This window comes from Levilactobacillus suantsaii, from assembly GCF_004115745.1.
GTDB lineage: Bacteria > Bacillota > Bacilli > Lactobacillales > Lactobacillaceae > Levilactobacillus > Levilactobacillus suantsaii.
The window spans coordinates 99,664-126,161 of the sequence record NZ_QXIL01000007.1 but is presented as its reverse complement, the minus strand read 5'-3'; the positions used below and the strand labels follow the sequence as shown (position 1 = coordinate 126,161).

Genomic DNA, 26,498 nt, shown 5'->3' with positions numbered 1-26,498 from the left:
ACGACGACAAGGGGACGCCCGTAGCTGAGAACACGCCTATCGTTTCGATAGCCACTCCGGCTTCTTCCGCGACGACCTATGATCCAACCCAGGCCGTCACGGACCCTGCCATCGTGAACAACGCCGCCGGACAAGATATTCAAGAAGATACCGCAATTTCCGCACACGTTCGTTTAACGGCAACGGATAGTGCTGGCAATACCACGACTTCGCTGACGAACCACAACTCCATCACCGGGACGAGCCAGGCGGCGACCATCATTAGTTCAGACGCCCAAAACATCAACGCCCTGTTTAACGTGACGAACACGACTGACCAGACGCAAAACGTCAACGTGACCGTTTCGTTACCTCATTCGGTCGATGCAGCCTATAACAACCCAACGCAACTCATTTTAAGCAATGGTACCCCAGCAAGTACCTTCTTAGCTGATCTGCCAGCCACTTTGGCCCTTGCCTTTCAAGCTCACGGCGATAATCAATACTACACTTACGATGACTTTCTGGTGGCCGGTTATCAGTTAGCCGACACCGCAAAATTAAAGGTCACGGGCAAGTTGGCTGGCGACAGTAGTTACATCGTTAATCTCCCCATGAGTTTAAACAACCCCGACGTTTACACCAATAATATGTTTGAACAAATCGGTGTGCTCAACGCCGAATCTGCTACCTATCGCGATGACGTGTTACGGTTCCGGATTGCGCAAGCATTGCCCGAAAGTTTAGCTGGACAGTATCACGCTGCAACCGCCATTAAGCTTGGCATCTCCTATCAATCCGTTCCCGAGGACATCCAGGCCTTGATGCCGGAACTTACAGCGGGACAAGTCACCGTCCACAACTTTGGCGCGGGCGATACCACGTACTCTAGTCAAACCCTCTACACGGGTGGCATCATCGATGTCAACTTGGTCAAAGCGAACATCGCTAACCTGGTCAAAGATGTTGGGTACTCCGTCTTGTTAAACGCAGACGGGACTCCACAAACCAACTATACTTACCTTCTGACACAAACTGGCGTTCAGATGGACGATGGCGCTGATACCGGTGATGGGACCAGCACTAATTTGGCCCCATACATCTACATGACGTTACGCAAGGTCATCACCACGCAGGACTCTGCGTTAACGGTCGGTCAAGACTGGACCGCCGCGGACAACTTCGTTTCTGGTCTCGACGATGCCGATAACCCGTTAAGTCTGGACCAAGTTCAGATCAGCATCGATGATCCTGACAACATTTTACAAGATGGCCAGGCCACTAAGGCTGGGGCGTTCAAAGTCACCTATGCTTACCAAGTTGCTGATGATTATTACAACACCGGCGAACCATACATCGTAGCTGAAACCGCAACTATCACCGTGGCGGATCCTAACCAAAGTACTACGACCGGTAATGACACAACTACCACGCCAACTAATACCGGCGACACCGACACTACTGGGGACAATACCGGTACTTCAACTGACACCTCTGGCGGTACAACCACTGGTGACACCCCAACGACGGGCAATGCGGGTGACACGGTGACGACCGGTGGCGCTGGTGATACGGTCGCCCCTAACAATACTGACACCACCACACCAGGGACGGACACTGCAGATTCGCCAGTTATCAGTACTGGAAATGCAAATGACACCATCGTCACGGGAAACGCGGCCGATAAACTCGCAACACCCAAAGCCACAATTCATAACGTCCGCACGACGCAATCGAAGCGTAGTGGCGCCGAGAACCAAATCGTCACAAGAAACGCCGACACATCAGCTTCTGTCCAACCGACCGCATTAGTTCACACCACGCCTAATACAAACACGACTAACGTCCAAAAGACCCCTTCACAACCTGGTCAACGTGCCAACACCACGTCTAACTTACCGCAAACTAATGAAACCAAACCAACTGGTTTCATTGCGGCGGGGATGGCCCTTCTGTTAGGGACACTCGGGCTGGTAACGGATCGGCGCAAGCAACATTAATCGCAATCGAGCTAACCTATCAAATTTAAACTAGCTTAGACTACTACAGTCACACAATGACTGATGGCAGTTTAAGCTAGTTTTTGTTCGTCGGAACGTTAATCCGTTTAATTCTTTTTAGCCAGGATAAAAATTATTAAAGCAACCGTTACAGTTTTTTTAATATGGAAATATCAGCACTTATTTTTCAGTTTACACAATTCATCTAATCTGTTGCCAATTTAGTTAGGCGACTTAAAAATCGAAAAAATATTTGTTGCTTTTTGCTACGATTAAGTTTGCTCAGAATGCCGATTTATCGGTATTTATAAGCCTTATTTATTTCCCTCACACACAATTCATTTGATATAAACTAATTATTATGATTAATTAATTCTTGCATTATCTAAAAAAGGGATTAAGATATAGCTGAATAAAAGGAAATCTTGTATACATACTAAACGAAATAACGGAGGATGAGCGGTTATGTTTGAAACTAAAGTACATTTTAAGCTTTATAAGGCTGGCAAGAAGTGGCTCGTGGCCGCCATCGGGGTGACCACCTTAGGTATTGGTCTCTCCCAAACCACGATTGCCAACGCCGATTCGACCTCATCAAGTTCTGATGCCGCCACGACGGCCGTGAGCGATCAAAGTTCAGCGACTCAAAACAAAGTTGTCCCGTTAAAGGCAACTAAGTCGACCACCGAAAAACCGGTTACCACTAACGGTGACGCGGTAACCAGTACCAAGGACAGTGCCGCTAACACAACAAATGTTCAAAATTCAAGCGCTACCACTACCGAAAAAGCCGACCTGAATGTTAATTCAGCAGCTAACGCTGCCGCCAACAGTGGGGCCACTACTAATGTGGGGACCAGCAGCAGTTCAACGCCTAACGATGACGCGTTGACCAACACTAATAAAGCCAATGACGTTAACAATGACACGACCGCTAACAACACGACTAATGATGTTGCCAATGACGGCACTACTAACGATAACGACGCCACTGATGTCGCAACTGATAAAACCGCTGATGACGCGATAACGACGCACAATATCCAAACTGAAGACTCCATCGTCGTCCCAACGGCCACCCCAGCTTCCACACAAACGACCTATGATCCAACCCAGGAAACCACGGAACCAGCTATCGTGAACAACGCTAGTGGCCACGACGTCCAACCTGATGATGACGTCCAAGTCCACGTCCGGTTAACCGGGACTGATGCGCAAGGAAACACATCGACCTCACTGACCGAAACCAACGGCTTAAAGAGTGACCAAGCGGCCTCCATTATTGATTCCAGGACCGCTGACCTAAGCGCCATTTTCAACATTACAAATACGACCGACCAGGCGCAAAACATCAACTTCCTGTTCATGTTGCCGAGTTACGCGGACTCTGCAAGTAGCCGGGCTGCTCAAGTCACCTTAGCTGATGGCACCCCAGCCAGCGACTTCTTAGCCGATTTACCCGATGGTGTCAACTTGACCTTCATGTTGCGTGGGGGTGGGATGAGCTACAGTTACGCCGATCTCTTAGCGGCGGGCTATAGTTTGGCCGACGTCGAAGAAATGCGGTTCCAAGGAACGCTAGCAGCCAACGCCGCCTACGTGGCCAAGGTCCCATTGACCATCACTGATCCGCAACTCTACAGCACCAATCTCGAACAAATTGACTTGATGAACTACACGGCGGGGACATCTGGTGCCTTGTATTTCCGCATCGCCGCACCAGCACCGGATAAAATTGTCGGTCAATACTATGCTGTCACCGCGATTCAATTAGGAATCTCCTACCAAGATGTGCCGGCCGCTATTCAAGCATTAATGCCGGAAGTCGCCGCGGGCCAAATCTCCTTACACAATTTCGGGCCTGGTGATGACACTTACTCTGGCTCTACCCTATACACGGGTGGGCTAATCGATGTCAATCTGACCAAGGCAAACATCGATGACCTGGTCAAAGATTATGGGTATTCCGTCTTGTTAAACAAAGATGGAACCCCCCAGACCGATTACACTTACCGTCTGACACCAACTGGCGTTCAGGTAAACGGTGACTCTGGCACTACCGGTGATGGGACCAGCAGTACATTGGCCCCATACATCTACATTACGTTACGCAAGGTCATCACCACGCAAGACTCCGCGTTAACAGTCGGCCAAGATTGGACTGCCGCGGACAACTTCGTTTCTGGCCTCGACGATAACGACGACCCACTGAATTTGGACCAAGTTCAAGTCAGCATCAGCGACCCTGACAACATCTTACAAGATAGCAAAGCAACTAAGGCTGGGACTTTCAAAGTCACCTACGCTTACCAAGTCGCCGATGACTACAATAATACCGGCGACCCGTACATCGTCGCCGAAACCGCAACCATCAACGTCACGGATCCTAACCAAGGTACCACGACCGGTGGTGGCACGACTACCACGCCAGATAACACCGGTGACAATACTGGGACGTCAACAAACAATTCTGACGATACAACGACAACCGGTGACAACCCAACGACTGGCAATGCGGGCGACACGGTGACGACCGGTGACGCTGGTGATACGGTCACCACAAACGATACTGACGACTCGACTACGCCAAGCATTTCCACTGGGGAGGCTGGCGACACCATCATCACGGGAAACGCGTCCGATAAACTCGCAACGCCGCAATCAACGACCCAAGCCACAACTAAGAACGCTCGCGCAACACAATTGAAGCGTGGTGGCAACGCTGACCAAATCGTCACCGGAAACACAGAGACGTCAACGACCACTCGTCACGCGACAGTAACGGGCGCTTATACGCCGACTGGAACAGCCACCGCAACGGCTACACCAGCAACGACGACTAGTAACGCCGCTCAGCCGACCATGTTAGCCCACACCACGACTCAGGCAAACACGGTTAACACCCAAAAGACTGGTCAAGCTACCAACACCGCCACGATTGGCTTACCCCAAACCAATGAAACCAAGTCAACTGGTTTCATTGCGGCGGGCATGGCCCTCTTGTTAGGCGCGTTCGGCATGGCAACGGACCGGCGTAAGCAACACTAATCAATTATTAGGATATGATATAAAAAACAGCTCGGTTTCAAGCGCCACTTTGATTGTGGTCATTGAAATCGAACTGTTTTTTTGTTGGCTTGTTATCAGTGATAGCGGTCCCGGTTATGCCCCACCAGGTCTTCATTTGCGATGCCAATCAATCACTACTTAAAAATTTGCTAGTTTTCCAAACCACGTGATAAAAAAAGATAGCTAATTTTCAGAAAATAAAGTAAGATGAGTCGTTACCAAAAAAGTGCGGTAACGAGTCATTGCAACGACAATCATAGATGCGGAGGCGCACAAGCATGGGATACTTATACTTAGGAATTGCCATCACGGGGGAACTCGTGGGCACCAACTTATTGAAAGCTTCGGATGGGTTTACACGGTTACCCTTCACGGCCGGGAGTTTGCTGGCCTATATACTTTGTTTCTATTTCTTATCACTGGCCATTAAAACCATCGATTTAAATATTGCCTATGCCTTGTGGGGTGGCGTTGGGATCGTCGTTACCACGGCGCTTTCCGTCTTGATTTGGCACGAGCAGATCAACCCGGTCATCATCTCGGGAATTGCCCTTATCGTGGCCGGCACCGTTCTTTTAAACCTCAACGTCGGTTAACCAATTTCAGCACTAAAGCTCAGCAATCCAAAACCGGGTCCGGACCAATGTCCGCGACCCGGTTTATTTTTATTTCGACGGCAGTAGTGTCTTGCTATACCAGTTGACTCGGTCCACGTTTGGCGCCGCGGTGATCCCAGGAACCAACGTAAAGCCCAATTTTTCCAGAACCCGCTGGGAACGGTGGTTATCCGGTAAACAGTCCGCAAACAACCGGGTCACTTGGCCCCCTTCGCGGGTAATCAACCGCAGACTGGCCCGCACTGCCACGGGCATGATGCCATGGCCCCAAACATGCGGCGTCAAAAAATACCCCAAGTCATAGACGTTGGCCTGATTCCCATGTTGATAGTAAAGAATCGTCCCCACGAAGCGCCGTTCGCGCCGGTCAATCACCGCAAAAGCGTATGGACTATGGCGGTCCTTCTCGAACCAGTAAGCCAACAGGTTGGGGGCAATCGTTGCGGGCTGGCCGCTGGCGCTGGCCAAGCGGGGGTCCATCAAAATGTGTTGGTAATCGGCTAAGTCACTCAGTTCTAAGGGACGCACCCGGATGCGGGCCGTTTCTTCCATCATCCTAATTCCTTCTTTCGGCGATTAATATCCCCATTATACGCTTCTTTACCTACGAGATACCCATTGACACCGCCTGGTTGAACCACCACACTGGATAACAAGACTAATGACTTAAAGGAGGTCAACATTGTGACCTGGGCGTTCATTATTTTCCCCGCCCTACTCGCCGGTTTAGTCCAAGGCTTGACCGGTTTCGGGGCGGTCATCATCATGATGATTTTCTTCCCTTCGATTCTACCCATGGCCCAAGCCGCCGGGATAGGCGGTGTTATCATGTTCGTGAGCGTGCTGGGGCTCACGTTACGTTACCATCGCTACATCAAGTCCAAGCGTATCGTGATTCCCTTCATCGTTTATGCGGCAGTCGCCACCTGGTCGGTCCACTTGGACCACGTCTTGGACGCACATCTGTTACGACTGATGTTAGGCGGGCTACTGGTCGCGTTGTGTTTGTATTTCACGCTGGTCAAAAATGCCGGGGCGCGCCACTACCCGTGGTACGTTGCCGGACTTTTCATGATCATTTCGGGGTTCTTCAACGGCCTCTTCGGGATTGGTGGCCCCTTGATGGCCCTTTACTTTCTGTCCTTATCCCGCTCGATGCCCGAATACATCGCTACCATTCAAGGGTTCTTTTTACTCGATGCCGTTTACATCACTAGCATCCGGGTCGCCAACGGTATTTTAGTGGCGCAGGATATCCCTTACATCCTGGTCGGTATGGTTGCCGCCGCGTTAGGGACTTTGATTGCTGCGCACCTGCTGAACCGAATCGACGGGGAGACCCTTAAGAAGTGGATTTACGGGTTCATCGGGCTGAGTGGCCTCTACTACCTGTTTTTCTAGCGATGTTCCACGTGAAACAACGGGCGCCAACAAACTATGTTAGGATAAGACATTAGCTTACCTGGGAGGGAAATTCACTTGCGACCCAACTCTAAATTTATTCAACGACTTCAACGCTTCATGCTGGGGCGTTACGGCCAAAACGATACCCTGAATCGCTGGCTCAACGGGCTCTCACTGATCCTGTTGATTCTCAGTTTCTGGCGCAGCCTGCATTGGTTGTTCTGGGTGGCGTTCGTGTTGCTGATCATCAGTTACTGGCGCTTGTTTTCCCGGCAGATTTACCGGCAAGTCGCTATCAACCGCGGTTTTCAACGCCTATGGTTTCCGGTGATTCGGCCCCTGACGCGGTCGCGTTACTGGGTCAGCCAGCACCGTCAATACAAATTTTTCCGCTGTGCGCAGTGTCATCAGCGCATTCGCATTCCTCGGCACCACGGCCACGTGCGCATCACCTGTCCCAAATGTGGGCACCAATTCGACGCGCGGACCTAACGTAAAAGCTCGCAACAGTTGTCCTCAAAGGACGCCGTTGCGAGCTTTTTCATTCAATCTAATCGGTTAAACTTCCTGTTCAGCTGGCCGAATCAAGACTTCACTCACGGCCACGTGTTCTGGCTGGTCAATCGCAAAGAGCACGGAATTCGCCACGTCTTCGGGATTGAGCGCTAAGCCCTGGCTTTCCTGGGCGGCCATCAACTGACTGATATTATGCTGAATTTCCGGATTACCAATCGTGTTGACCAATTCCGTTTTGACCGCGCCCGGTGACACGATGGTCGCGCGAATCCCGTGGCCCTTTTCTTCTTGGCGTAAGTCTTCCATGATGGCCCGCACGGCGTACTTCGTTCCGTTGTAGACCGCGGAATCCGGGTAGACCACGTGCCCCGCCACGGAATCCGTGGTGATGATCAACCCGGCATGTTGCTGTTGCATGATGGGGAGCACTTCACCGATACCGTTCAAGACGCCCATCACGTTGACGTCTAGCATCAGCTGCCACTTGTCGTATTCCCGGTCGGCCAGGTTCCCTTGGGGCATGGTGCCGGCATTGTTGTACAACACGTCGATCCGTCCATACTGACTCATGGCCAGGTCTAACAGCGCGTGGACCTGGTCGCGCTTGGTGACGTCCGTGACCTGGTAACTGGCGTTTTCACCAATTTCTTGAGCTAAGGCCTGTAACCGGTCTTGCCGCCGGGCGCCCAAGACCACCTTGGCGCCTTTAGCCGCTAACAACTTGGCCGTGGCGGCCCCGATACCGCTAGAAGCCCCGGTAATCACAACAACTTTTCCTGCAACACTCATTGATAAAAATCTCCTTTTTAAATCAAAATGACGACTCAATTTTCTTAATCACTTTTGCGGGGACGCCCGCCACGACCGTTGCGGCCGGGACGTCCTTGGTGACCACTGCTCCGGCGGCAACCACGGCGTTTTCACCCACCGTGACGCCCGCTAAGATGGTGGCGTTGGCGCCCACCCAGGCATTCTTTTGAATGCGAATCGGGTCCGCCAAGACTTCATGTCGGTGCGCTGGGTCCAAGGGATGGTTGACTGACAAGAGGCTGGCACCCGGGCCAATTAGGACGTTATCTTCTAAGATGATGCCACCTAAATCGGTAATCATCACGCCACTGTTGAGAAAGACCCCGTGGCCCAACTTGAGGCCGCGACCGTAATCTGTGTAGAACGGTAAGCGAATCTCGACTGAGTCATCGATCGATTGGCCCGTGATTTCACCCATTAATTGACGAATCTCGGCCGGGTGATGTTGTCCCGTATTGAGGTGTTGAACCAGGCGCTGGTTTTGGTCGACCACGCCCTGAATCCCTTGTAAAGTTGCTAAGTCTAATTTCATTTGACTTCCCCCTTGAGTAAGTACCACTTAGTATACGAGCGGACGTTAAACATATCAAATACCTATATTTCATGTTAAAGTATAGTCAAAAAGCATTCTTAGGAGGAAATGCCATGGAACTACGTGTTTTACGGTACTTTATTGCATTAGCCCAAGCCAAGACGGTCAGTGGTGCCGCGCGGGCGTTACATTTGTCCCAACCCACCCTGTCACGGCAACTGACCGACCTCGAGACCGAAGTCGGCACGCCGCTCTTCACTAGGGGCGCGCGCCAAATTACGCTCACTGCACAGGGCCGTTACCTGTTGAGCCGGGCCACGACCATCATCGCACTGGTCGACAAAACCACCCAAAATCTTCAAACTCAACAACCCATTTTGAGCGGTAGCCTGGACATCGGCGCCGGCGAAAGCCAGGGCATGGCGCGGCTGATGGCCTTAATCGCCGGGATCCAAAAAGATTACCCCGCCGTGACGGTCCATTTGCATAGTGGGGACGCCCCGCTAGTCGAAGACCAACTGACAAACGGCCGCCTCGACTTCGGGGTCATCATGGGGTCGCGCCAATTGACCAACTTCCACGCCCTCAAACTCCCGGAAACCAATCAGTGGGGCGTGCTGTTGCCCAAAACGGCGCCGCTAGCCCGCCAAGTTAGCATCGCGCCCACCGACTTAGTGGGTCACCCGCTCTTGATCTCCGAACAAGCCCAAACGCACCACCGCTTTCAGGACTGGTGGCGCAACGTGGCTACTGACCTCACCATCAACGGGACCTACAACTTGCTGTTTAACGCCAGCCTACTGGTCCAAAACGGGAGTTGCTACGCCCTAGGCTTTGACCAGTTGAGCGATACCAGCGCTAATTCGCCGCTCACATTTCGCCCGTTGACCCCGCCACAGGTCGATCCCATCACAATCATCTGGTCGCGGACCCAACCACTATCACCCGTGGCCCAGCTGTTCTTACAACGCCTCCAAGCTAACTTAACCACCCCGTAAACCAAAAAACGGACGCCAACGATAGGCTGCGTTGGCGTCCGTTTGACACTATTCTGCTTAGTTTTCTGGCGTCGTCAGACTCTGCCACCAGGTTAAAATCTTGGTCTGCACCGTGGCCGTATCTTGCAACTCCCCGGCCGTCATTTCGAGACCTGGTAACGTTGCGTGATCACCCGCCAGCTTAGCAAAGTCAGCTTCATACTGCCCCGCCACGCCGGCGTCGGTGTAAAACGGGACCAGTTGCCCGCTAAACGCCGGTAACGTCGCCAAGAGTTCCCGGACTGGCGTCGAGACCGTTCCGGACCAGACCGGGCCGCCAATCAAGAGGCGGTGATAGCCACTCAAATCGGGTAGCGACGTGGTCAACGCCGGCAGTTTGCCGGCGGCCAGCTGTTGCTTAGCCACTTTGTCGGTTGCCGTCATGTCCGCGGGAAAGGTGTCGGGGGCCACCGTAACCGCGAGCCGGTCGGCCTGCAGCGCCGTTTGCAACTGTTGGGCCAACTTGGGCGTGGTGCCGGACCAAGAGTAATCTAGAATCAATGTATCAGTCATGTTACTGTACTCCTTACTTGTTTACCAGCTCTGAATCGAAGGGCCCACCGTCATCTCGTTAACGGTCGTATCTTCCGGCTGGTTGATGGCGTAGGCCACCACGTCAGCGATCCGTTGCGGGCTGATTTGGTAAGCATCGTACAAGTCTTGGGCGTCCTGAGCCGTTGAGTTGTCCGTAATCGTGTCTAATAATTCTGATTGAATGGCGGCCGGGTAAATCGTCGTGGTCCGAATGTGGGTCTTTTCTTGGGCCGATTCCATCCGTAAGACTTCCATCAAGTCCTTGACCGCCCACTTGGTCGCCCCATAAATGGCGCCACCCGGGTAAGCCTTCAACCCAGCAACGGACGAAGTAGCGATGATTTGACCGTGCTTTTGCGCCGTGAAGTCCGGCAAGACCGCCGCGATGCCATACATGACACCCTTTAAATTGACGTCGACCATCTGGTCCCACTCGTCCACGTGCAACGCTGAAAGGGGTGAGTTCGGCATTAACCCAGCGTTCAAGAACAACACGTCCACTTGCCCGTAGGTGTCCTTGGCTAACTGAACCAGCGCCTGACTGTCCGCGCGTTTCGTCACGTCGGTCACCCGGTAGGTCGCTGTGCCGCCTGCCTGTTCGATGTCGTTAACAATCTGTTGGAGCTTGGTTTCTCGCCGCGAACCTAAAACCACCTTGGCACCTTCAGCCGCTAATTGCTTGGCTGTGGCTTCACCGATACCAGAAGAAGCCCCCGTAATCAGCACAACTTTATCTTTAATTGCCATGTGAGAATTCCACCTTTCTTTATTTTGTGTTAGACTCACCCTAAACCCTCAAGCGGACTTGAGGGCAAGCGTAACTTTTGAATTTTAGAATGGAGGACCTTTCATGCCCACTAAAACCACTTATTCCATCAGCGAAGTCGCGACTCAATTTCAATTGTCCGTCCCCACCTTACGCTACTACGACCAGCAAGGCCTCATCCCCGGTCTGAGTAAGAACGCAGCCGGCTACCGGCAATTCACCGCTAAGGACTTGAATACTTTACGCATCGTCGAATGCCTGAAGCGGACCGGCCTGTCTATTCGCGACATTAAGCAATTCATGACACTCGTCCAGGCTGGTGACTCGACGTTATCTCAACGTCTGGCGCTCTTTCAACACGCCCGGCAACGCATGGCCGACCAACTCGAGCAACTCGAACAGACTTTTGCGGTCCTCGATTATAAATGTGACTACCACCAACGCGCTGTCGACAACGGCACCGAAGCCCACGTTCAGGCCCAACACCCCGATTTACCAGACCCGCAACTATTACGCGAGCTCCAATTGCGCGGCCGCGGCGTGAATCTTCTGGACGCTGTTGATGACCAAGGGGAAACCAATAAACGGCAAGAGCTGTAAGGCCGACCAGACCAAAATCGTTTCGGAGTTACCCGCTTTTAAGCTGCCTTTAGCGTGAGCGTTAATCTGAAAATCCACGTTCAAGGTAATCAATGCCATCAAGCCGTAGCGCTCCCGTTGGGCTACGGTCAAACTGGGGCGCTGGTAATATTGGGTGAAGAAATGGTCCGTTAACCATTCCGGTAGGCATTGATTGGCCTTCGCCGGCAGGTCGGCCATTAAATCCTTGATTTCGGTCCCGTACAGTTGGGCTTGAATCGCCGCCCCCGCTTCAGCGGACGTCGCCGTGGCTGGGGCCGGCGTCACCGTAAGATCTTGATCGCGAAAGACCGCGTGAATCCGGCGCAAGGCCAACGTGACCTTGGGCAAGCCCACGACCGGTTCCAATTGGTACACGACTTCTAGCAACTTGACGGGAGTCACGCCCGCCGCTAAGGTTGCCGCAATCTGAGCGGACAACGTGGTGTCACTCTGTTGGACCACCATCGCGATTAAGGGAATCAGTTCGGTGTCGCCCGGGTCCAAGGCCACGGTATCGGCACGAATCGCTCTAATAAAGTCCTCTTCTAAGTTCAGAAAGTCGGGGTCGTCGGGAATCCAAGTTTGTAACCGTTGATTTAATTTGTTTGCCATAATGGTCACCTCTAGATGTACTTGCCAGCCTGCATATCCGCAATTTTATGCTTCACGATGGTTAAATTATTCTGCAATAATGACGCTAAATCCTGAATCGGTTGCTGATGATGTTTCATAATCTCCAGTCGTTTTGGCCGCGTTTTAACGCCGTCCTGAAGCAGGTCGACGTAACGGCGAATCTCGGCCAACGACATGTTGGTGGTCCGAAAACACGCGATCAAGCGCAATGACTCTAGCGAGTCCTCGTCGAAGGCCCGGTTGTTATGCGCGTCGCGTTGGTGGTTGGGAATCAGCCCCTATTGGTCGTAGTAGCGAATCCGATAAGTGGACACCCCCACCAGTTGGGCCGCTTCTTTGATACTATAGCTCATTTTATCAGGCCCCTTAGTCAATTTTGCTTTTAATTATAAGGGTCCCCACCAATCCCGCCAACTATTTCGCCCCCACACGACTCACCCATCTGAATTTTTCGAGTCAACCTAGTTGCCTTCTAACCGGTACTAGGGGGTAGACTAGCGTTGGTCAATGATTTAATTTTGAAAGGAAGATGTCCTGTGCAAACGACTGTGTTCTTGTTTCACCCCCACTTCGAGGAATCCCGTGTCAACCACACGTTGGCGGATGCTCTGGACGAACCCGTCACGGTCCGGAACCTGTATCAACTCTACCCCGATTTTAAAATCGACGTCCCGACCGAACAGAAGGTATTAGCCCAAACCGACCGCATCGTCCTCCAATTTCCGATGTACTGGTACAGTACACCGGCACTGTTGAAACAATGGGAAGATGACGTCTTGACTTATGGCTGGGCGTACGGCACTAACGGCAACGCACTCCACGGGAAGGAACTTCTAATCGCCGTCTCACCGGGGGCCGACAACTATGGCAAAGACCAATTCGCTCGCTATACCATCACCAAACTCTTGCGGCCTTTACAAGCGACTAGTCGGCTGATCGGCACGAACTATTTGAAGCCGTTCGTGACGATCGGTGCCTCAATGATTAGCGATGACGCCTTAGCTCAGCAAGCCCAACGTTACGCGACCTATGGTGTTGACTTCTGAATTACCAACGTTAGGGGACTTTGATTAATGGTTACAGTTAAGTTTATCGTTGCCCAAGACGCCTCCAATCGCCTAAGGGAGGTGAATTAAAATGACTTTTCCTAAAATTACCATGGGCACTTGGGCCTGGGGGGACAGTTATTTCGGGAACCATTACGACGAAGCCCACTTCAAAGACGTCTACCAGGCCGCTATCGCCCAAGGCTTAACCCTTTGGGACACGGCTTACGCGTATGGTGCTGGCGCCTCCGAAAAGATTTTGGGCAATCTGACACAAGCCACATCGCGCGACAAGCTGCAACTCTCGACTAAGTTCACGCCGCAACTCGCGGACACCGCTGCCGATGACCCGGTTGCCACGATGCTGGCCGGGAGTTTAGACCGCCTTCAAACGGATAGCGTGGACTTGTACTGGATCCATAACGCTGCCGACGTCGAACGTTGGACGCCAGCTTTGATTCCACTCCTGAAGCGTGGTCAAATCAAGCGCGTTGGGGTGTCCAACCACAACCTCAACGAAATCAAACGGGTCCAAGAGATTTTGGGTGCGGCTGGATATCACTTAAGCGCGATTCAAAACCACCTTAGTCTCCTCGACCGGACTTCTGAAATCGCCGGTATCTTGGATTACTGCCATCAGCAGAACCTGACCTTCTTTGCCTACATGGTCTTAGAACAAGGTGCGTTGACCGGGCACTATACCACCGAGCACCCCTTCCCTGAAGACACGGCACGGGCCCAGACTTATAACCCGCTACTGCCGATGATTCGCCCCCTGGTCGACCAACTGACTCAAATCGGGCAGAAATACGACTTGAGTGCGGCCCAAACGGCCATGGCCTGGGCCATGTCCAAGGGAACGTTACCCATCATCGGTGTCACCAAGGTCGCCCAGGTCAACGACGCCGCTCAGGTAGCCCACACGACTCTGAGCGTTGAAGATATCCACACCTTAGAACGGACGGCTTCCGAACTTGGTGTGGACACCATTCGTGAGTGGGAACAAAACCTGCAGGAAAATTAACCACTACTCTTGACCATAAAATCGCGCCCTAACCAGTTTGAAGATTAGTCTTCAAGCTGGTTAGGGCGCTTGTTTGCCTCGTGTAGCTCGTTTTATTCCCCGTAAGCCGGTTCGGTCTCGTCGTCTTCGAAGCGGTCGACGACCCGGAAATTCACATCCACGTCCTGTTTCACGATCTTAGCCACCGGACACTCCGCTAAAGCCGTGGATACCAGGCGTTCGGCATCCGTCGACGAGTGTTTCGGCATCCGCACCTGCGCATCGATAATGAACTTGTACCCGACTGCGTCTTTCACGATGTCGACTCTAACTCGCAACTGCGAATCTTCGGCGGTGTGCTCACGGCGCTGAATCAACCGTAACGTGCCGTTAAAGCAGGTCGCAATGGCGAAGCCTAAGAGCTGTTCGGGATTGGTCCCCGGTGCCTTGATGAGTGAACTAGAAACCCCTAGTGACCAGCCTTCGTTTCCTTCGACAAACGTGGTGCCCTTTAAGCCGTTATGGTTCTGCACGAACGTGTGGTAAAGCGAGTTTTCAACCTTCATAATCGTCCCTCCTAAGTGTGCTTAGACGCAGTGTAGCAGGTCGCTTTTCTCCGAGATATCACGGCGCTTCTTTCCGGCCACGTTGGGCCACTAGCTTAATTATCCGGACTATGGGCGACCCTTAAACTAGATACGCCAGCCCACCTTTTTGGGCCAAAACTATTGCCAAGTGTGCCAAAATGCTTTAAGTTGAAACCAGACAATAATTGCTGGAGGGATATTTGATGACAACAAAGTTTGATTACGACGTCCTCTACATTGGTGGCGGCCACGGCAGCCACGACGGTGCCGCGCCTTTAGCCGGGACTGGTGTTCGCGTGGGCGTGATTGAAAGCGGTTTAATGGGTGGGACTTGTACCAACCGCGGCTGTAACGCCAAAATCGCCCTGGACGAAGCGGTAAAGCTCACCCGCGAATCCAACCGCTTGGGTGATATTTTAAACCACCACCAGATGACGATTAACTGGAGCCGCAACATGGCCCATAAGCAAGACATTATTGACCCCTTACCGGCCGGACTCGAACAGCGCCTGACCAGTAACGGGGCCACCATTATCCGGGGCCACGCCCGTTTCCAAGACGCCCATACCGTGGTAGTCGATGGGAAACAAACCGTGACGGCCGACAAGATCGTCATCGCCACTGGGCTCAAGCCCCACCGCTTGGACATCCCCGGCACCGATTTGGCCCACGACAGCACCGACTTTTTGAACCTCCAAAAGTTACCGGCGCGCATCACCATTATCGGCTCAGGCTACATCAGCATGGAATTTGCGACGATTGCCAATGCGGCCGGTGCCAAGGTGACCATCCTCTTGCACGGCGACACGGTTTTGCGGCACTTCTATCAGCCTTACGTCAAGGCTGTGGTGGAAGACCTCAAACAACGTGGCGTGACCTTCGTTGCAAACGCCAACGTCCAAAGCTTCGCCAAAACTGGCGACCATCTGGAAGTAGCCTACGGTGACCACCAGCAATTAGCCACCGACTGGATTCTAGACGCTACCGGCCGGATTCCAAACTTAGACGATCTGGGCCTTGAAAACGTCAACGTCGACTACGACCGTCATGGCATCCAGGTCAACGACCACTTACAGACCACCGAAACCAACATCTACGCGTCGGGTGACGTCATCAAGAGCACCCAGCCCAAGTTGACGCCTGCGGCCACCTTTGAATCCAAATATCTCATGCAACTCTTCTCCGGTGAAACCACCGCGGCCATCGATTTTCCGGTCACTCCGTCCGTGGTCTTCACCTCACCGCGGATTGCCCAGGCCGGCATGTCGGTCGATGATGGCAAACAACAGGGCCTGACCATCAGCACTAACGATTTGGCCCACTACTGGTACTACCGCATCGATAAGGAACCCCTGGCGGCTAGCACCCAGATCCACGACCAGGATGGACATCTGGTCGGCGTCACCGAAATCAGTGACCAAGCCCCCGAAGCCATCAACACCTTGTTGCCTGCCATTGAATTTAAATTCAGTCCGGCACAAGTCAACCGCTTAGTAGGGTTGTTCCCAACCTTAGGCTACGCCGCTTGGCATCGGGCCTAACTCAACTCAAGTCATTAAAAATGCGTTCCGTCTCGGTCATCGCGGCCGGTGCGGAACGCATTTTGCTGAAATAAAGCCTAGTTCAAAGATTACCTATGGCGCTCGTTTGCCCCCATTACTGACAACTATAGTTTTTAATTATGGCTGTTAATAGGATATAGGCATTCGACATAGTTTAACTTTACCACTAGCATAGAGCTATCAAAACTAGAGGGTGAACTATGAAAATCTTATCTCGCTTAACCTTAACTTTCGTCGCTGTATCGCTGTTAGCCGGTTGTGCGCAACCTAAAGCGGCTCATCCGAGTTCAGCGGCTAAAAATCCCCAGGAACGCACCAGTCAAGTGTCGTCCACGCACCAAAAGGCATCCACTAAAATCACCATCACCATCAACGGCACTCGACTCAAAGCCCATTTAAATAACTCGAGTGCGGCCCGGGCGTTTGCTCAGGAACTTCCTACCACGTTGCGCTTTAGCGACTACGCCGACATGCCCGAAAAAGTCGCTAATCTCCACCATTCCTTGCCGACCAAAGGGATGCCCAGCGGCCACGCTGGCACCCAGGGCGCCATTGGCTATTGGTCGCCCCAGCGCAGAATTGTCTTTTACTGGGGAACCGAATCCTACTATGAGGGGATTCATATTATTGGAAAGTTCGACGCCACTAATTACCGCCACGTGGTTAAGACCATGGGCAATCACGTCAACGTTCGGATTACCAAAGAATAGAGATTAACGGAACGCCCGTTGGACCCGTTGCTGCAACTCCGGCACCACATCGGTCTGAAACCACGGGTTGCGCTTCTGCCAGCCGTAATTCAACGGTGACGGGTGAACCAACGGAAAGTAGTCCGGGAGATACTCATCGTAGTGCCGGACCGTGGCCGTTAACGTCTTGTAGCGGCGTTTGCCCAAGTAAGCTTTGATGGCGTATTGCCCGACTAGTAGGGTCAATTGAACGTTGGGCATCAAAGCCAATAACGGCTGATGCCACTTTGCGGCAAAGCCTTTACGCGGGGGCAAGTCGCCACTTTTGCCTTTACCCGGATAATAGAAGTCCAGCGGCATGACGGCCACCTTGTCACTGTCGTAAAATTGTTCGCGACTGACGCCCATCCAGTCGCGCAAGCGGTCCCCACTGGCGTCGTTGAAGTAGGTCGCCGTAGTCTGGGCGACCCGTCCCGGCGCCTGGCTGATCACTAAAATCGTGGCGCTGGGCAACACGTGAAACAATGGGTCCCACCCCTTAGCGGTAAAGGCCGCGTTTTCCGGATCGTTTCGAATCGCCACTTTAAGTTCGGCAGCTGTTGGCATGCGCAAAACCTCCTTATTTTTAGTCTAGTTTACCGCACTCATATGAGCGGTAAAAGGGGACGCAAACTGGCGTGACTCACGATTAAATGTGAGTCACGCCAGTTTGCTTGTTCTAAGTTTAAGTTGATTCTGCGCCTTTAAGGTTCTTGGTTCGTCGGTCGAACGTGAATTTCACTGACTGACATCCGGTCCGGCGTGTCTAACGTAAATTCAACGGCTTGCGCCATATCGTCCGCCAATAAGGCGGCGTTGGCTTGCGTGGCCAATTCATCCTTGCGACCCGCTTCATCTGGGATCGTAGTGTACAGTTGAGTCTTGGTAGTTCCCGGCGTGATCAGGGTCGACTTGATGTTCTTGCCGCGTTCTTCTTGTCGCAAGCCTTCCATGATTGCTCGGACGGCAAATTTCGTACCACTGTAAACCGCAAACTTTGGAAAGGTCTTGTGGCCGGCCGTAGAATCGGTCGTCAAAATGTGGCCGTGGCCCTGCTTTTCCATCACGGGCAAAACGGCATCGATGCCGTTTAAGACTCCCATGATGTTAATGTCGAGCATGGCTTGCCAGTCCTGCCGCCGCCCTTCACGCAGGTAGCTCACCGGCATCACCCCGGCGTTGTTAAAGAGCGCGTCGACTTGCCCAAATTGAGCGACCGTGGCGTCAATTAACCCCTTGACCTGGTCGAACTGACTCACATCGACTTTTTGCACTAATAATTGGTCGGAATGTTGCTGCTGCAAAGCCGTCAAACTGTCAACGTGCCGTGCCGCGACGGCCAGCTTCGCCCCATCTGCCAACAGGCGCTTGGTCGTCGCCAACCCGATGCCGCTGGAAGCGCCCGTGATGACGATTACTTTATCTTGTAAACTCATAAATTTAGTCCTCCTTGTTAAAATGTCACTCATATCTGGTTTAAGTTTTGGCCAAAACGGAGCTGGTGACCCTATCAGACGTCACCAGCCCCGTCGCAACCTTGACGCGATTAACTGGCCCCAGTATACAAAGAGTGTTGACCCATGTAAAAGACCAATATACAATGGCTAGGTATTAGTAAAAGTTATAGCGGACATCAAATTTAATGGGGAGGAATTTTCGTGGAAACCCGTATCTTACGTTATTTTTTAACCATTGTGCAACAGGGCAGTATCTCCAAAGCGGCAACTTATTTACACGTGTCGCAACCCGCCCTTTCCCAACAAATCAAAGCGCTGGAAACGACGCTCGGGACCACCCTCTTTCATCGCGGGCCAAGAACGATTACCCTGACGGCTAAAGGCATCTATCTGGCCGACCGGGCTAAAGAAATCCTGGCCTTAGTCGATAAAACCACCAATAATCTCCAAACCGACCAGACCGTCATCAGTGGCAACTTAGACTTAGGCGCCGGTGAAAGCCATGGCATGCAACGTCTCATGGCCCTGACCAGCCAGCTTCAATCAGATTATCCGGATATCACCATTCGCTTACACAGCGGGAACGCCGCTGACACGGTTCACCGACTAAATGCCGGGACCTTAGACTTTGGGGTACTGATGGGGGAAACTCGAATTGATGTCGACCAATTCAACGCATTACGGTTACCAGAACGAGACGTCTGGGGCGTCGTTCTGCGCAAAGACGCAACTTTAGCCCAAAAATCAGTCCTCCACCCCGCTGATTTAGTGGGCTGGCCCCTCATGGTCTCTGCTCAGGGTCTTCAGCAAACTAATCTCGCCAATTGGTGGCAAGCGGTGAGCGACCAATTGACCATCGTAGGCACCTATAACCTGGTCTTTAACGCGGCCCTGCTCGCTCAAAATGGCAGTTGTTTGGTCGTGACCTTCGACCACCTAGTCAACACGGATGATCTCTCACCATTGACTTTTCGGCCGCTAGCCCCCACGCTTAGCGACTCCATCACCCTCATTTGGCGCCGCTACCAGCGACTGTCACCTGCCGCAACGCTCTTTTTAGCCCGATTAAAAGCCAACCTAGCCACTGCCGTTAAGCCCCCAGCAAGGGACTGACGCCCCCTCAGTAACCACTTTTGTAATCGGTTCCACAGTGGTCTATACTAACCTTAGTGGTGGTTCCGCTTGGGCGTTAACGCCGGCTAGTGACCCCCACTTTTACCATGATTTTTAATACGGAGGGATTCAGATGACAGTAGCGATTCGGTATCAAACACGTAATGGCAATATCAAGGCCTTTGCTGAACAGATTGCGGATATGGCGGGCGTTCCGGCAGAAAGTGTCAAAACCCCCGTTGACCAGGCCGACACCCTGTTCTTTGGTGGTGGCACCTACTTCATGCGCCCCGACAAGAGTGCGTCGGCCTTCATGGAGAGCCTCGACCCCGCCAAGGTCAAGCAGATTGCCTTCTTCACCACTTCCGGTGGCCCCGAAGCCGTTACGGATAAGGCACTCACCAAGATTGCCGAAGAAAAAGGCATCCCCGTGATTGGGCATTTTCACCAGGTCATGGGTGGCAAAGGCATGAAAATCTTAGGCCAAAGCGGCGGAATCCTTAAGGATAAGCAGGTCAAGCTAGTCCGTGATTTCGCGCAAAAGATGCTCGCTAAATAAGCTAACGGTTTTGAACAACGCCCATTCGGGAACTCTCCCAGATGGGCGTTTTTGGGACCAGCATATCCTTGGACAGGACGGCCGTAAAGAGGCTAAACTAGGTCTGACCACGAAAGGATGGACTGCAATGCCAACCATAAAATTAAGTGACCAGTTGTTGACGTTACTGCGCCAGAAGAACCTGACCACAAAAGAACTACTCTTGATTGCCGATGATGGGGGTGGCAAATACTCTTTACGCGGGGGTGCCTGTAGCATCGGCACGACCTTCACCCTCATCGTGTTAGACACCGCCGATCCGGACTACGATGAACCATTGGTCAACGCCCAGGATCTCCACATGTGGACCTCCGCTTATGATAGTTATTTCTTTAGCGCTGGTTTGGTCTTAGACGTTGTCAATCACCAGATTATGTTGAAAGACAATGCCCATATTCTCGACAGCGCCGTACAGATTGCCAATGGGGCCACCGTGCTGGCTGCTTTCAAGACTGGAACTAAAGCTAAAGGCGAAGGCTGCTAACCATAATGTTCCACGTGAAACACGAATTAAAACCGTCATGGTTGCATGAACCATGACGGTTTTAATTCGTGTTTTCTGTCGCGACGGTCGCAGCAGTTAGGTGGATGGTCCATTACGTTGGTCGACAATTCAACCCTTGCCAGTTAACAAATTACTTTCGCATACCTTAGGAGTGGTACGTTTCCGGGTCGTACTGGGTACTGCCCTGTGGTAAATTACTGATCAAATCCAAATCAGCGTGACTCAACTTAAAATCAAAACTCGCCAAGTTAGCCGCCATGTGGGCCGGATTAATCGACTTCGGTAGTGGCACAATCCCTAACTGGGTCAACCAGCGCAAGATAATCTGCGTCGGTTGTCGGTCGTATTTATGGGCCAGCTCCTGAATCACCGAATTAGCCAACACGTGACCACCGGGACCGCCCAATGGCCGCCAGGCTTCGGTCACGATTTTTTCCTGCCGGTCGAACTGGGCGCTCTCCGGTTGGGAAAAGTCCGGGTGATACTCCAATTGATTGAGCATCGGCGTGATGCTGGTGTCGGCGATAAGGGCCTCCAACTGATGCACCGAAAAGTTCGACACGCCGATAGCCCGGACTTTGCCGGCCTGGTACAGCGTTTCAAAGGCTCGCCAGGTCTCTGCGTTCAATTCCCGCCAATTGGCGTGCCAGCGCGAGTTGGCCGGCCAATGCACCAAGTAACCGTCCAAATAATCCAGCCCCAACAACCGCAACGACTCGTCAAAGGCGTCCAACGTCGACTGGTAGCTGCGGTGCACGAACCAGACTTTACTACTGATAAAGATATTCTCGCGGGTGACCGTCCCGTCAGCGATGGCTTGCCGAATCCCCGCCCCCACGGCGGCTTCATTATGGTAAGCTTCCGCCGTATCGATCAACCGGTAACCCGCATTAAACGCCGCGACCACGGACGATGTGACCTGGTCAGCCGGGAGAATCGTCCCGAACCCCATACTGGGGATGGCCAGACCATTAGCCAGTTGTCGCGTCTGTGTTGTTTCCATCATCGTCCATTAGATCCTTTCCTTTCGGGAACCAAACGCACGTCTATTGACTTTACCGAACACCAAAATACGCCGCTTAAAGCCAGCGCTCGGGGGATATAGTCCTAATGTAGCAGGCCGCTAGTCCTGGGTTCAATCCGCACGGACAGGTTCGTTAAGCAAGAACTTTAGGTCGCGGATGGCTAGGTGACTTAGTGGTCACGGGGCCAAAGAAAAACAGGCCCACGCAACGCGTTGTGGGCCTGTCGATAACTGTGATTGGATTAAAACTTATTAGAAATAAAATTAAGCTTGGGTGTGACGGTAGTGCTCATCGTAGAACTTACCGGCCCGGATATCATCGGTCATGCCAGCGTATGGCGTCTGGTTGATGACAGCATCGTTGTCTTGACCCGCGTCCCCCATGTAAGTGATCTTCGCAAATTCGGGCACGATTAACTTCGGATAGGTTGCGTATTTTTCGCGGGATTCTTCCATTAAGTCGATGTGTTCGTTTTGGTACGTCACCGTGATTTCGGGATGGTCTTGGACCCACTTAGGGAAGAAGATGGTTCCGTGCATTTTTTGTTCGTTGGGCAAGGAGTCCAAGGCCACATCGGTCCCGGTTGGTTCCGTCCAGGTCACCTTGTAGACGCCGGGCGTCAACATCACGATTTCCGCGGGTTGGTCGGTCACCCAGCGACCGGCAACCATGCCGCCATGAATCCGGTAATCCACGGTGTGGTCGTTCTTGGCGTACCATTCGTACTCCCAGCCGTTGTCGTAGGTATAAATGAAGTGGGTCCCTAAAAAGTCGTCGAGCGTTTGAAATTGCTTGTCTGTCATTTTTGTCATCCTTTCGTTTTAAACATGTTTATATTTACATGTTTTAATTTACGAGTGCCACTATATCGCAGACTACCACGGCCCGTCAAGCCAAAACTTGAATTTTTTATGGATAACTGGTTCAATGAAACAGACAAACGAACCAGGAGGTGTCATCATCGGACAACGAAATCGGCTTCAATACATTATTTTAGGGTTGCTCAGCCAGCGCGCCCAGACCGGCTACGACCTGACCCGGGCCTTTGACCACGAGATTGGAGAGTTTTGGCAGGCTAGCCACAGCCAGATTTACCCCCTGCTCCAGCGCTTAGAGACCGGCGGCGACATCACCCACGAGGACCTCATCACCGGCGAAAAGCTCGCTAAAAAGCAGTACGAGCTCACGCCTCAGGGGCGCACTAAGCTGAACGCCTGGATCAGTGAACCCTCACCGGAACTGACCGCGACCAAGGACGACTTCATCTTGAAGCTTTACTTCATCAAGTCGGCCGATGACCCGCGCTTAGCCCCGATGATTGCCGAACAATTACAGCTTCACCGCGACCAGGTCGAGCACTTACAAGCCCGCCGCCAAACGGTCTTCCCTACGGACGACGCTATTCAGGCGGCCTACGGGCATTACCTGATTTTGGAACACGCCATCGAACGGGAGACCCATTATGTGGCGTGGCTCGAACGGCAAGCAGCAACTAATCATTAGCCTTATTCAATAACCCCGTTAATCCGCATAAGTTACGGATTAACGGGGTTATTTTGTTGCGAAATCCCTGGTAGTCTAAAAAATAGCGCGTCACACCTCTTTTTCAGACGTAGTTTTTTCGTAGCCGTGTAGTTTTGATGGTGATTCATTTCTGGTTGGTATAAACTAAGTAATTGACGGGACCGTTGTTTTGCGTGTTTAGTTGTTACGGTCTCGATCCCAGAGGAGGAGTGATCACCAATGTCTCACCAGTTCACCGCCTGGACCAAATGGGTCGTTATCACCATCTTGGTCCTGAGCGGGTTGACCATCTCGACCCCACCCACGGCCGCACACGCGACTAGCGTGTACGTGACTCGGACGGGGAAGCATTACTTTTACAAGCGCCACGACCGGGGGTTGGCTCGGGCCAAAAAGGTCTACCGTATTTCCCTAGCTACCGCTAAAAAGCGCGGGCTGACCCTGTCGGCGACCGAAAAGGTCCAGAAAACGACCAAAAAACAGATCAAAAAACGGACCGCGCGCAAGACTGTCAAACGCCACCGGACGGTTAAGGTCAAGCCCCGCGGCAAGTACGTCGGCGGGAGTCAAAGCTACCACGTCAAAACGTTGAACCACAACCGGCCGAACTTCAGCCGTGCGACGTTATCGCTCAAGCACGGGGCCTGGCAAAAGTACGGTCACCTGGACAGCTTGAACCGGGCCACAGCCGCCAACGCGATGTTGAACCGTAAGCTGATGCCCACAGCTAAACGTGAACCGCTCTACATCACCCCCACGGCTTGGCACAACAAGCGCATCAAGACCGGCTGGTTATACAATCGTTGCCATTTGATTGGGTACCAATTCACCGGCCAAAACAATAATCCGCGCAACCTGATCACCGGAACACGGGAGTTGAACGATCCGGGGATGACGCATTACGAAAACAAAGTGGCGGCCTACCTGAAGGCCAGCTCCAAGCACTACGTTCGCTACCGCGTCACGCCGGTCTTCAAGTCCCACGATCTGCTGGCCCGCGGGGTTAAGATGCAGATACAGTCCATTGGATCGAACCGTATCCGCTACAATGTGTATTTGCCGAACACACAACCTGGCATGACGTTGAACTACGCTAACGGGTATAGTCGGGTGGCCAAATAGTTATTTTTTAATTATTAATAACAAAAACGCCGCCGTTTCGGAAACTTCCGGAGCGGCGGCGTTTGGTAGTTATCGGTCACTTTAAGGCAAGAGTTCCTTTACCGCTGCTGCCAAAGGCGTCAACGGGTGGCCTAAAATGCGTTCAAACTCGGTCGGGTCAGCAGCAGCTTCCCCGTTTTGCCCTTTGCGGGTGTAGTCCTGGTAAGCCACAGCCATCCCCACTAAGGTGGCATCGACGCCGGCTTGGGTCAGTTGTGCCTTGGTCTCGGTCTCACTGACCGCGGTACTAGTTACCGGTGCGCCCAGTGCCGTTCCGATAGCGGTCCCCAACTCGGGATAGGTGTAGGGCTTGCCCGCCAGCGTCACGATGGGGCTGGCGGTAGCGGCCACGATGACCCGGGCGCCGGCCTCCGCGTATTCGCGTCTCAAGGCCGATGAAATCACGCCATCCCCGGAAAAGTACGGGAGTTGGTGGGTTTTCGCCGCCAAATTAATCAAGCCTTGTTGGACCCGGGTGTACCACGCGTTGCGTAAAATCGTGTAGTGCAAACCGGAGTCGCGCAACCATTGTTCGGTCTGGCGGTGACTGATTTCCAGCCCGAACTGCGGTAAATCCGGCGCGTAGATACTGGTATAAGCGATGTAACTGACGTGATTGGTTTTAGCCGCCTGGACCACGTTTTGTTGGATGTCCGGCTGGGGCGTCGAAACGAAGAGGACCCGGTCGATGCCCTTAAACGCGGCGACCATCGCGCCTGCATCAGCGTAATCTCCTAACCGGGCATGGCCTCTAAAGTCGCGACTTGATTGTGATGGCGGACTAACCCGTACAACGTGGCTGTTGGCACCAAGTCTTTTAAGACGGTCAAAGCAGCGCTGCCGTAACCCCCGGCGGCTCCCGTTACCATAATATTCATTGTGCTCTCGCATCCTTTCATTGAGTCGTTGAATTGCTTTTACCTTAGCACGGTGGGGACTGTATGACGTTAGATAAAAAGCGACTTTTATCTAAATCAACCGGCCAAGCGAGTATACTGAAAGCAAAACGCCTGAAAGGAAGTTCCCCCATGTCTGACCCGGATACCACTAAATTGAAGTTCGCCCAAGAATTGAACCGTATGCTCCAAACCACCCCGCTGGCGCAGATTCGTGTCGTGACGCTGTGTCGGCGTTGCGGAACCGTGCCTCAGACCTTTTACTACCACTTTCACGACAAATACGCGCTGGTCGCCTGGATCTTTTTGACCGACTTCGCCAGCGTGTACGCCGACCAAGACCCCGCCTTTACCGTAGCCCGTATCACCCAAAACCTGGAACGCATCGCCCGACACAAGACCCTGTACCGCCGCGCTTACACGGTCGACACCCAAAACGCCATCAACCGCTATATCCAGCGGTTCAACGTTGAAACGGCAACGACCGCCCTTCAAGCGACCACGGGCCATCCCGCCACGGCGGCCCAGATTCTCCGTATCAAGTACCACTCTTACGGGACCATGGGTCTCTTTGCGGAATGGCTGACGGACACCGGTAACGTAGCGTTACGCGACCTAGCGACCCTGCAGTACCAGCAGGCCCCCGCCTTTCTCAAACGTGCCTACGCGGCCTACCCGTTCACCAAAAATGACCTGTTCAAACGCCCGCTCTGAAGGATAATGTTCCACGTGAAACATCGCTTAACTAAAACGAGGCACCCACCGAAAACTTTAT

30 protein-coding genes and 1 pseudogene are annotated in these 26,498 nt (G+C 52.7%); 17 read left to right on the top strand and 14 right to left on the bottom strand.

What is annotated here, in order from left to right:
• The 3 genes from DXH47_RS05600 to DXH47_RS05590 all read left to right on the top strand — a co-directional run.
• Positions 1-1,979, top strand: a 1,979-nt coding sequence (locus DXH47_RS05600) for a bacterial Ig-like domain-containing protein (RefSeq protein WP_129032373.1), incomplete at its 5' end; no start/stop codon positions are given.
• A gap of 465 nt (positions 1,980-2,444) precedes the next feature.
• Positions 2,445-5,027 carry a KxYKxGKxW signal peptide domain-containing protein gene (locus DXH47_RS05595; protein WP_129032371.1) on the top strand — a complete coding sequence of 861 codons (2,583 nt, stop codon included), beginning with the start codon at positions 2,445-2,447 and terminating at the stop codon, positions 5,025-5,027.
• A 299-nt stretch (positions 5,028-5,326) separates the two neighbouring features.
• On the top strand, positions 5,327-5,644 hold the full coding sequence (locus tag DXH47_RS05590) for a DMT family transporter (protein ID WP_129032369.1): 318 nt from the start codon (positions 5,327-5,329) through the stop codon (positions 5,642-5,644).
• A gap of 69 nt (positions 5,645-5,713) precedes the next feature.
• Here the strand turns inward: DXH47_RS05590 and DXH47_RS05585 are convergent, their stop codons facing one another.
• Positions 5,714-6,220 carry a GNAT family N-acetyltransferase gene (locus DXH47_RS05585; RefSeq protein ID WP_129032367.1) on the bottom strand — a complete coding sequence of 169 codons (507 nt, stop codon included), beginning with the start codon at positions 6,218-6,220 and terminating at the stop codon, positions 5,714-5,716.
• Positions 6,221-6,349: 129 nt separating this feature from the next.
• On the opposite strand from DXH47_RS05585, the gene DXH47_RS05580 reads away from it, so the two are divergent.
• Together DXH47_RS05580 and DXH47_RS05575 are read left to right on the top strand one after the other, a co-directional pair.
• Positions 6,350-7,066, top strand: coding sequence for a sulfite exporter TauE/SafE family protein (locus DXH47_RS05580; protein ID WP_129032365.1), 717 nt, complete (start codon positions 6,350-6,352; stop codon positions 7,064-7,066).
• A 78-nt stretch (positions 7,067-7,144) separates the two neighbouring features.
• Positions 7,145-7,561 carry a Zn-Finger Containing protein gene (locus DXH47_RS05575; protein WP_129032363.1) on the top strand — a complete coding sequence of 139 codons (417 nt, stop codon included), beginning with the start codon at positions 7,145-7,147 and terminating at the stop codon, positions 7,559-7,561.
• 66 nt (positions 7,562-7,627) lie between these two features.
• Here the strand turns inward: DXH47_RS05575 and DXH47_RS05570 are convergent, their stop codons facing one another.
• Both DXH47_RS05570 and DXH47_RS05565 read right to left on the bottom strand, forming a co-directional pair.
• The gene (locus DXH47_RS05570) at positions 7,628-8,374 is read right to left on the bottom strand and encodes an SDR family oxidoreductase (protein WP_129032361.1); all 747 of its coding nucleotides are present in this window, start codon (positions 8,372-8,374) and stop codon (positions 7,628-7,630) included.
• Between the two features lie 22 nt (positions 8,375-8,396).
• On the bottom strand, positions 8,397-8,927 hold the full coding sequence (locus tag DXH47_RS05565) for a DapH/DapD/GlmU-related protein (protein ID WP_129032359.1): 531 nt from the start codon (positions 8,925-8,927) through the stop codon (positions 8,397-8,399).
• 113 nt (positions 8,928-9,040) lie between these two features.
• Between DXH47_RS05565 and DXH47_RS05560 the strand changes: the two genes are divergently transcribed.
• Positions 9,041-9,925 (top strand): LysR family transcriptional regulator, encoded by an 885-nt coding sequence (locus DXH47_RS05560; RefSeq protein WP_129032357.1) that lies wholly within the window; start codon positions 9,041-9,043, stop codon positions 9,923-9,925.
• A 57-nt stretch (positions 9,926-9,982) separates the two neighbouring features.
• On the opposite strand, the gene DXH47_RS05555 is transcribed toward DXH47_RS05560, so the two are convergent.
• Both DXH47_RS05555 and DXH47_RS05550 read right to left on the bottom strand, forming a co-directional pair.
• The gene (locus DXH47_RS05555) at positions 9,983-10,477 is read right to left on the bottom strand and encodes a flavodoxin (RefSeq protein WP_129032355.1); all 495 of its coding nucleotides are present in this window, start codon (positions 10,475-10,477) and stop codon (positions 9,983-9,985) included.
• 21 nt (positions 10,478-10,498) lie between these two features.
• Positions 10,499-11,245, bottom strand: coding sequence for an SDR family oxidoreductase (locus DXH47_RS05550; RefSeq protein WP_129032353.1), 747 nt, complete (start codon positions 11,243-11,245; stop codon positions 10,499-10,501).
• Between the two features lie 103 nt (positions 11,246-11,348).
• On the opposite strand from DXH47_RS05550, the gene DXH47_RS05545 reads away from it, so the two are divergent.
• Positions 11,349-11,864 carry a MerR family transcriptional regulator gene (locus DXH47_RS05545; protein ID WP_129032351.1) on the top strand — a complete coding sequence of 172 codons (516 nt, stop codon included), beginning with the start codon at positions 11,349-11,351 and terminating at the stop codon, positions 11,862-11,864.
• On the opposite strand, the gene DXH47_RS05540 is transcribed toward DXH47_RS05545, so the two are convergent.
• Both DXH47_RS05540 and DXH47_RS05535 read right to left on the bottom strand, forming a co-directional pair.
• Complete coding sequence (locus tag DXH47_RS05540; protein WP_129032350.1) at positions 11,775-12,497, bottom strand: carboxymuconolactone decarboxylase family protein; 723 nt, start codon at positions 12,495-12,497, stop codon at positions 11,775-11,777. The genes DXH47_RS05545 and DXH47_RS05540 overlap by 90 nt on opposite strands.
• Positions 12,498-12,508: 11 nt before the next feature.
• Positions 12,509-12,871: pseudogene (locus tag DXH47_RS05535) on the bottom strand (MerR family transcriptional regulator).
• A 183-nt stretch (positions 12,872-13,054) separates the two neighbouring features.
• Between DXH47_RS05535 and DXH47_RS05525 the strand changes: the two are divergent.
• On the top strand, positions 13,055-13,564 hold the full coding sequence (locus DXH47_RS05525; RefSeq protein ID WP_129032346.1) for an NAD(P)H-dependent oxidoreductase: 510 nt from the start codon (positions 13,055-13,057) through the stop codon (positions 13,562-13,564).
• A gap of 91 nt (positions 13,565-13,655) precedes the next feature.
• Complete coding sequence (locus DXH47_RS05520) at positions 13,656-14,588, top strand: aldo/keto reductase (protein ID WP_129032344.1); 933 nt, start codon at positions 13,656-13,658, stop codon at positions 14,586-14,588.
• Positions 14,589-14,680: 92 nt separating this feature from the next.
• Here the strand turns inward: DXH47_RS05520 and DXH47_RS05515 are convergent, their stop codons facing one another.
• Positions 14,681-15,133, bottom strand: coding sequence for an OsmC family protein (locus DXH47_RS05515; protein ID WP_129032341.1), 453 nt, complete (start codon positions 15,131-15,133; stop codon positions 14,681-14,683).
• A gap of 224 nt (positions 15,134-15,357) precedes the next feature.
• Here DXH47_RS05515 and DXH47_RS05510 point away from each other — a divergent pair, with 224 nt between their 5' ends.
• Positions 15,358-16,695 carry a dihydrolipoyl dehydrogenase family protein gene (locus DXH47_RS05510; RefSeq protein WP_129032339.1) on the top strand — a complete coding sequence of 446 codons (1,338 nt, stop codon included), beginning with the start codon at positions 15,358-15,360 and terminating at the stop codon, positions 16,693-16,695.
• Positions 16,696-16,916: 221 nt separating this feature from the next.
• Positions 16,917-17,426 (top strand): cyclophilin-like fold protein, encoded by a 510-nt coding sequence (locus DXH47_RS05505; protein WP_129032337.1) that lies wholly within the window; start codon positions 16,917-16,919, stop codon positions 17,424-17,426.
• Between the two features lie 3 nt (positions 17,427-17,429).
• On the opposite strand, the gene DXH47_RS05500 is transcribed toward DXH47_RS05505, so the two are convergent.
• Together DXH47_RS05500 and DXH47_RS05495 are read right to left on the bottom strand one after the other, a co-directional pair.
• Positions 17,430-18,011, bottom strand: coding sequence for a uracil-DNA glycosylase family protein (locus tag DXH47_RS05500; protein WP_129032336.1), 582 nt, complete (start codon positions 18,009-18,011; stop codon positions 17,430-17,432).
• Positions 18,012-18,148: 137 nt separating this feature from the next.
• Complete coding sequence (locus DXH47_RS05495) at positions 18,149-18,880, bottom strand: SDR family oxidoreductase (RefSeq protein WP_129032334.1); 732 nt, start codon at positions 18,878-18,880, stop codon at positions 18,149-18,151.
• Positions 18,881-19,102: 222 nt separating this feature from the next.
• Between DXH47_RS05495 and DXH47_RS05490 the strand changes: the two genes are divergently transcribed.
• From DXH47_RS05490 to DXH47_RS05480, 3 genes are all read left to right on the top strand, one after another.
• The gene (locus DXH47_RS05490; protein ID WP_129032332.1) at positions 19,103-20,014 is read left to right on the top strand and encodes a LysR family transcriptional regulator; all 912 of its coding nucleotides are present in this window, start codon (positions 19,103-19,105) and stop codon (positions 20,012-20,014) included.
• 133 nt (positions 20,015-20,147) lie between these two features.
• A complete protein-coding gene (locus DXH47_RS05485; protein ID WP_129032330.1) occupies positions 20,148-20,573 on the top strand; it encodes an NADPH-dependent FMN reductase family protein in 426 nt (141 codons plus the stop codon).
• 127 nt (positions 20,574-20,700) lie between these two features.
• Entirely contained in the window at positions 20,701-21,096 is a 396-nt protein-coding gene (locus tag DXH47_RS05480; RefSeq protein WP_129032328.1) for an iron-sulfur cluster biosynthesis family protein, read from the top strand.
• 166 nt (positions 21,097-21,262) lie between these two features.
• Here DXH47_RS05480 and DXH47_RS05475 read toward each other — a convergent pair whose 3' ends face one another.
• The gene (locus DXH47_RS05475) at positions 21,263-22,123 is read right to left on the bottom strand and encodes an aldo/keto reductase (protein ID WP_129032326.1); all 861 of its coding nucleotides are present in this window, start codon (positions 22,121-22,123) and stop codon (positions 21,263-21,265) included.
• Between the two features lie 282 nt (positions 22,124-22,405).
• Positions 22,406-22,945 carry a phenolic acid decarboxylase gene (locus DXH47_RS05470; protein WP_129032324.1) on the bottom strand — a complete coding sequence of 180 codons (540 nt, stop codon included), beginning with the start codon at positions 22,943-22,945 and terminating at the stop codon, positions 22,406-22,408.
• A gap of 157 nt (positions 22,946-23,102) precedes the next feature.
• Between DXH47_RS05470 and DXH47_RS05465 the strand changes: the two genes are divergently transcribed.
• Together DXH47_RS05465 and DXH47_RS05460 are read left to right on the top strand one after the other, a co-directional pair.
• A complete protein-coding gene (locus DXH47_RS05465; protein WP_170954962.1) occupies positions 23,103-23,645 on the top strand; it encodes a PadR family transcriptional regulator in 543 nt (180 codons plus the stop codon).
• Between the two features lie 240 nt (positions 23,646-23,885).
• A complete protein-coding gene (locus DXH47_RS05460) occupies positions 23,886-24,788 on the top strand; it encodes a DNA/RNA non-specific endonuclease (protein ID WP_129032320.1) in 903 nt (300 codons plus the stop codon).
• An 81-nt stretch (positions 24,789-24,869) separates the two neighbouring features.
• On the opposite strand, the gene DXH47_RS05455 is transcribed toward DXH47_RS05460, so the two are convergent.
• Positions 24,870-25,538, bottom strand: coding sequence for an NAD(P)H-binding protein (locus DXH47_RS05455; protein ID WP_170954961.1), 669 nt, complete (start codon positions 25,536-25,538; stop codon positions 24,870-24,872).
• Between the two features lie 23 nt (positions 25,539-25,561).
• Positions 25,562-25,705, bottom strand: a complete 144-nt coding sequence (locus DXH47_RS11650) for a hypothetical protein (protein WP_170954960.1) — start codon at positions 25,703-25,705, stop codon at positions 25,562-25,564.
• Positions 25,706-25,855: 150 nt separating this feature from the next.
• Here DXH47_RS11650 and DXH47_RS05450 point away from each other — a divergent pair, with 150 nt between their 5' ends.
• Positions 25,856-26,437 carry a TetR family transcriptional regulator gene (locus DXH47_RS05450; protein ID WP_129032316.1) on the top strand — a complete coding sequence of 194 codons (582 nt, stop codon included), beginning with the start codon at positions 25,856-25,858 and terminating at the stop codon, positions 26,435-26,437.
• Positions 26,438-26,498: the final 61 nt, after the last annotated feature.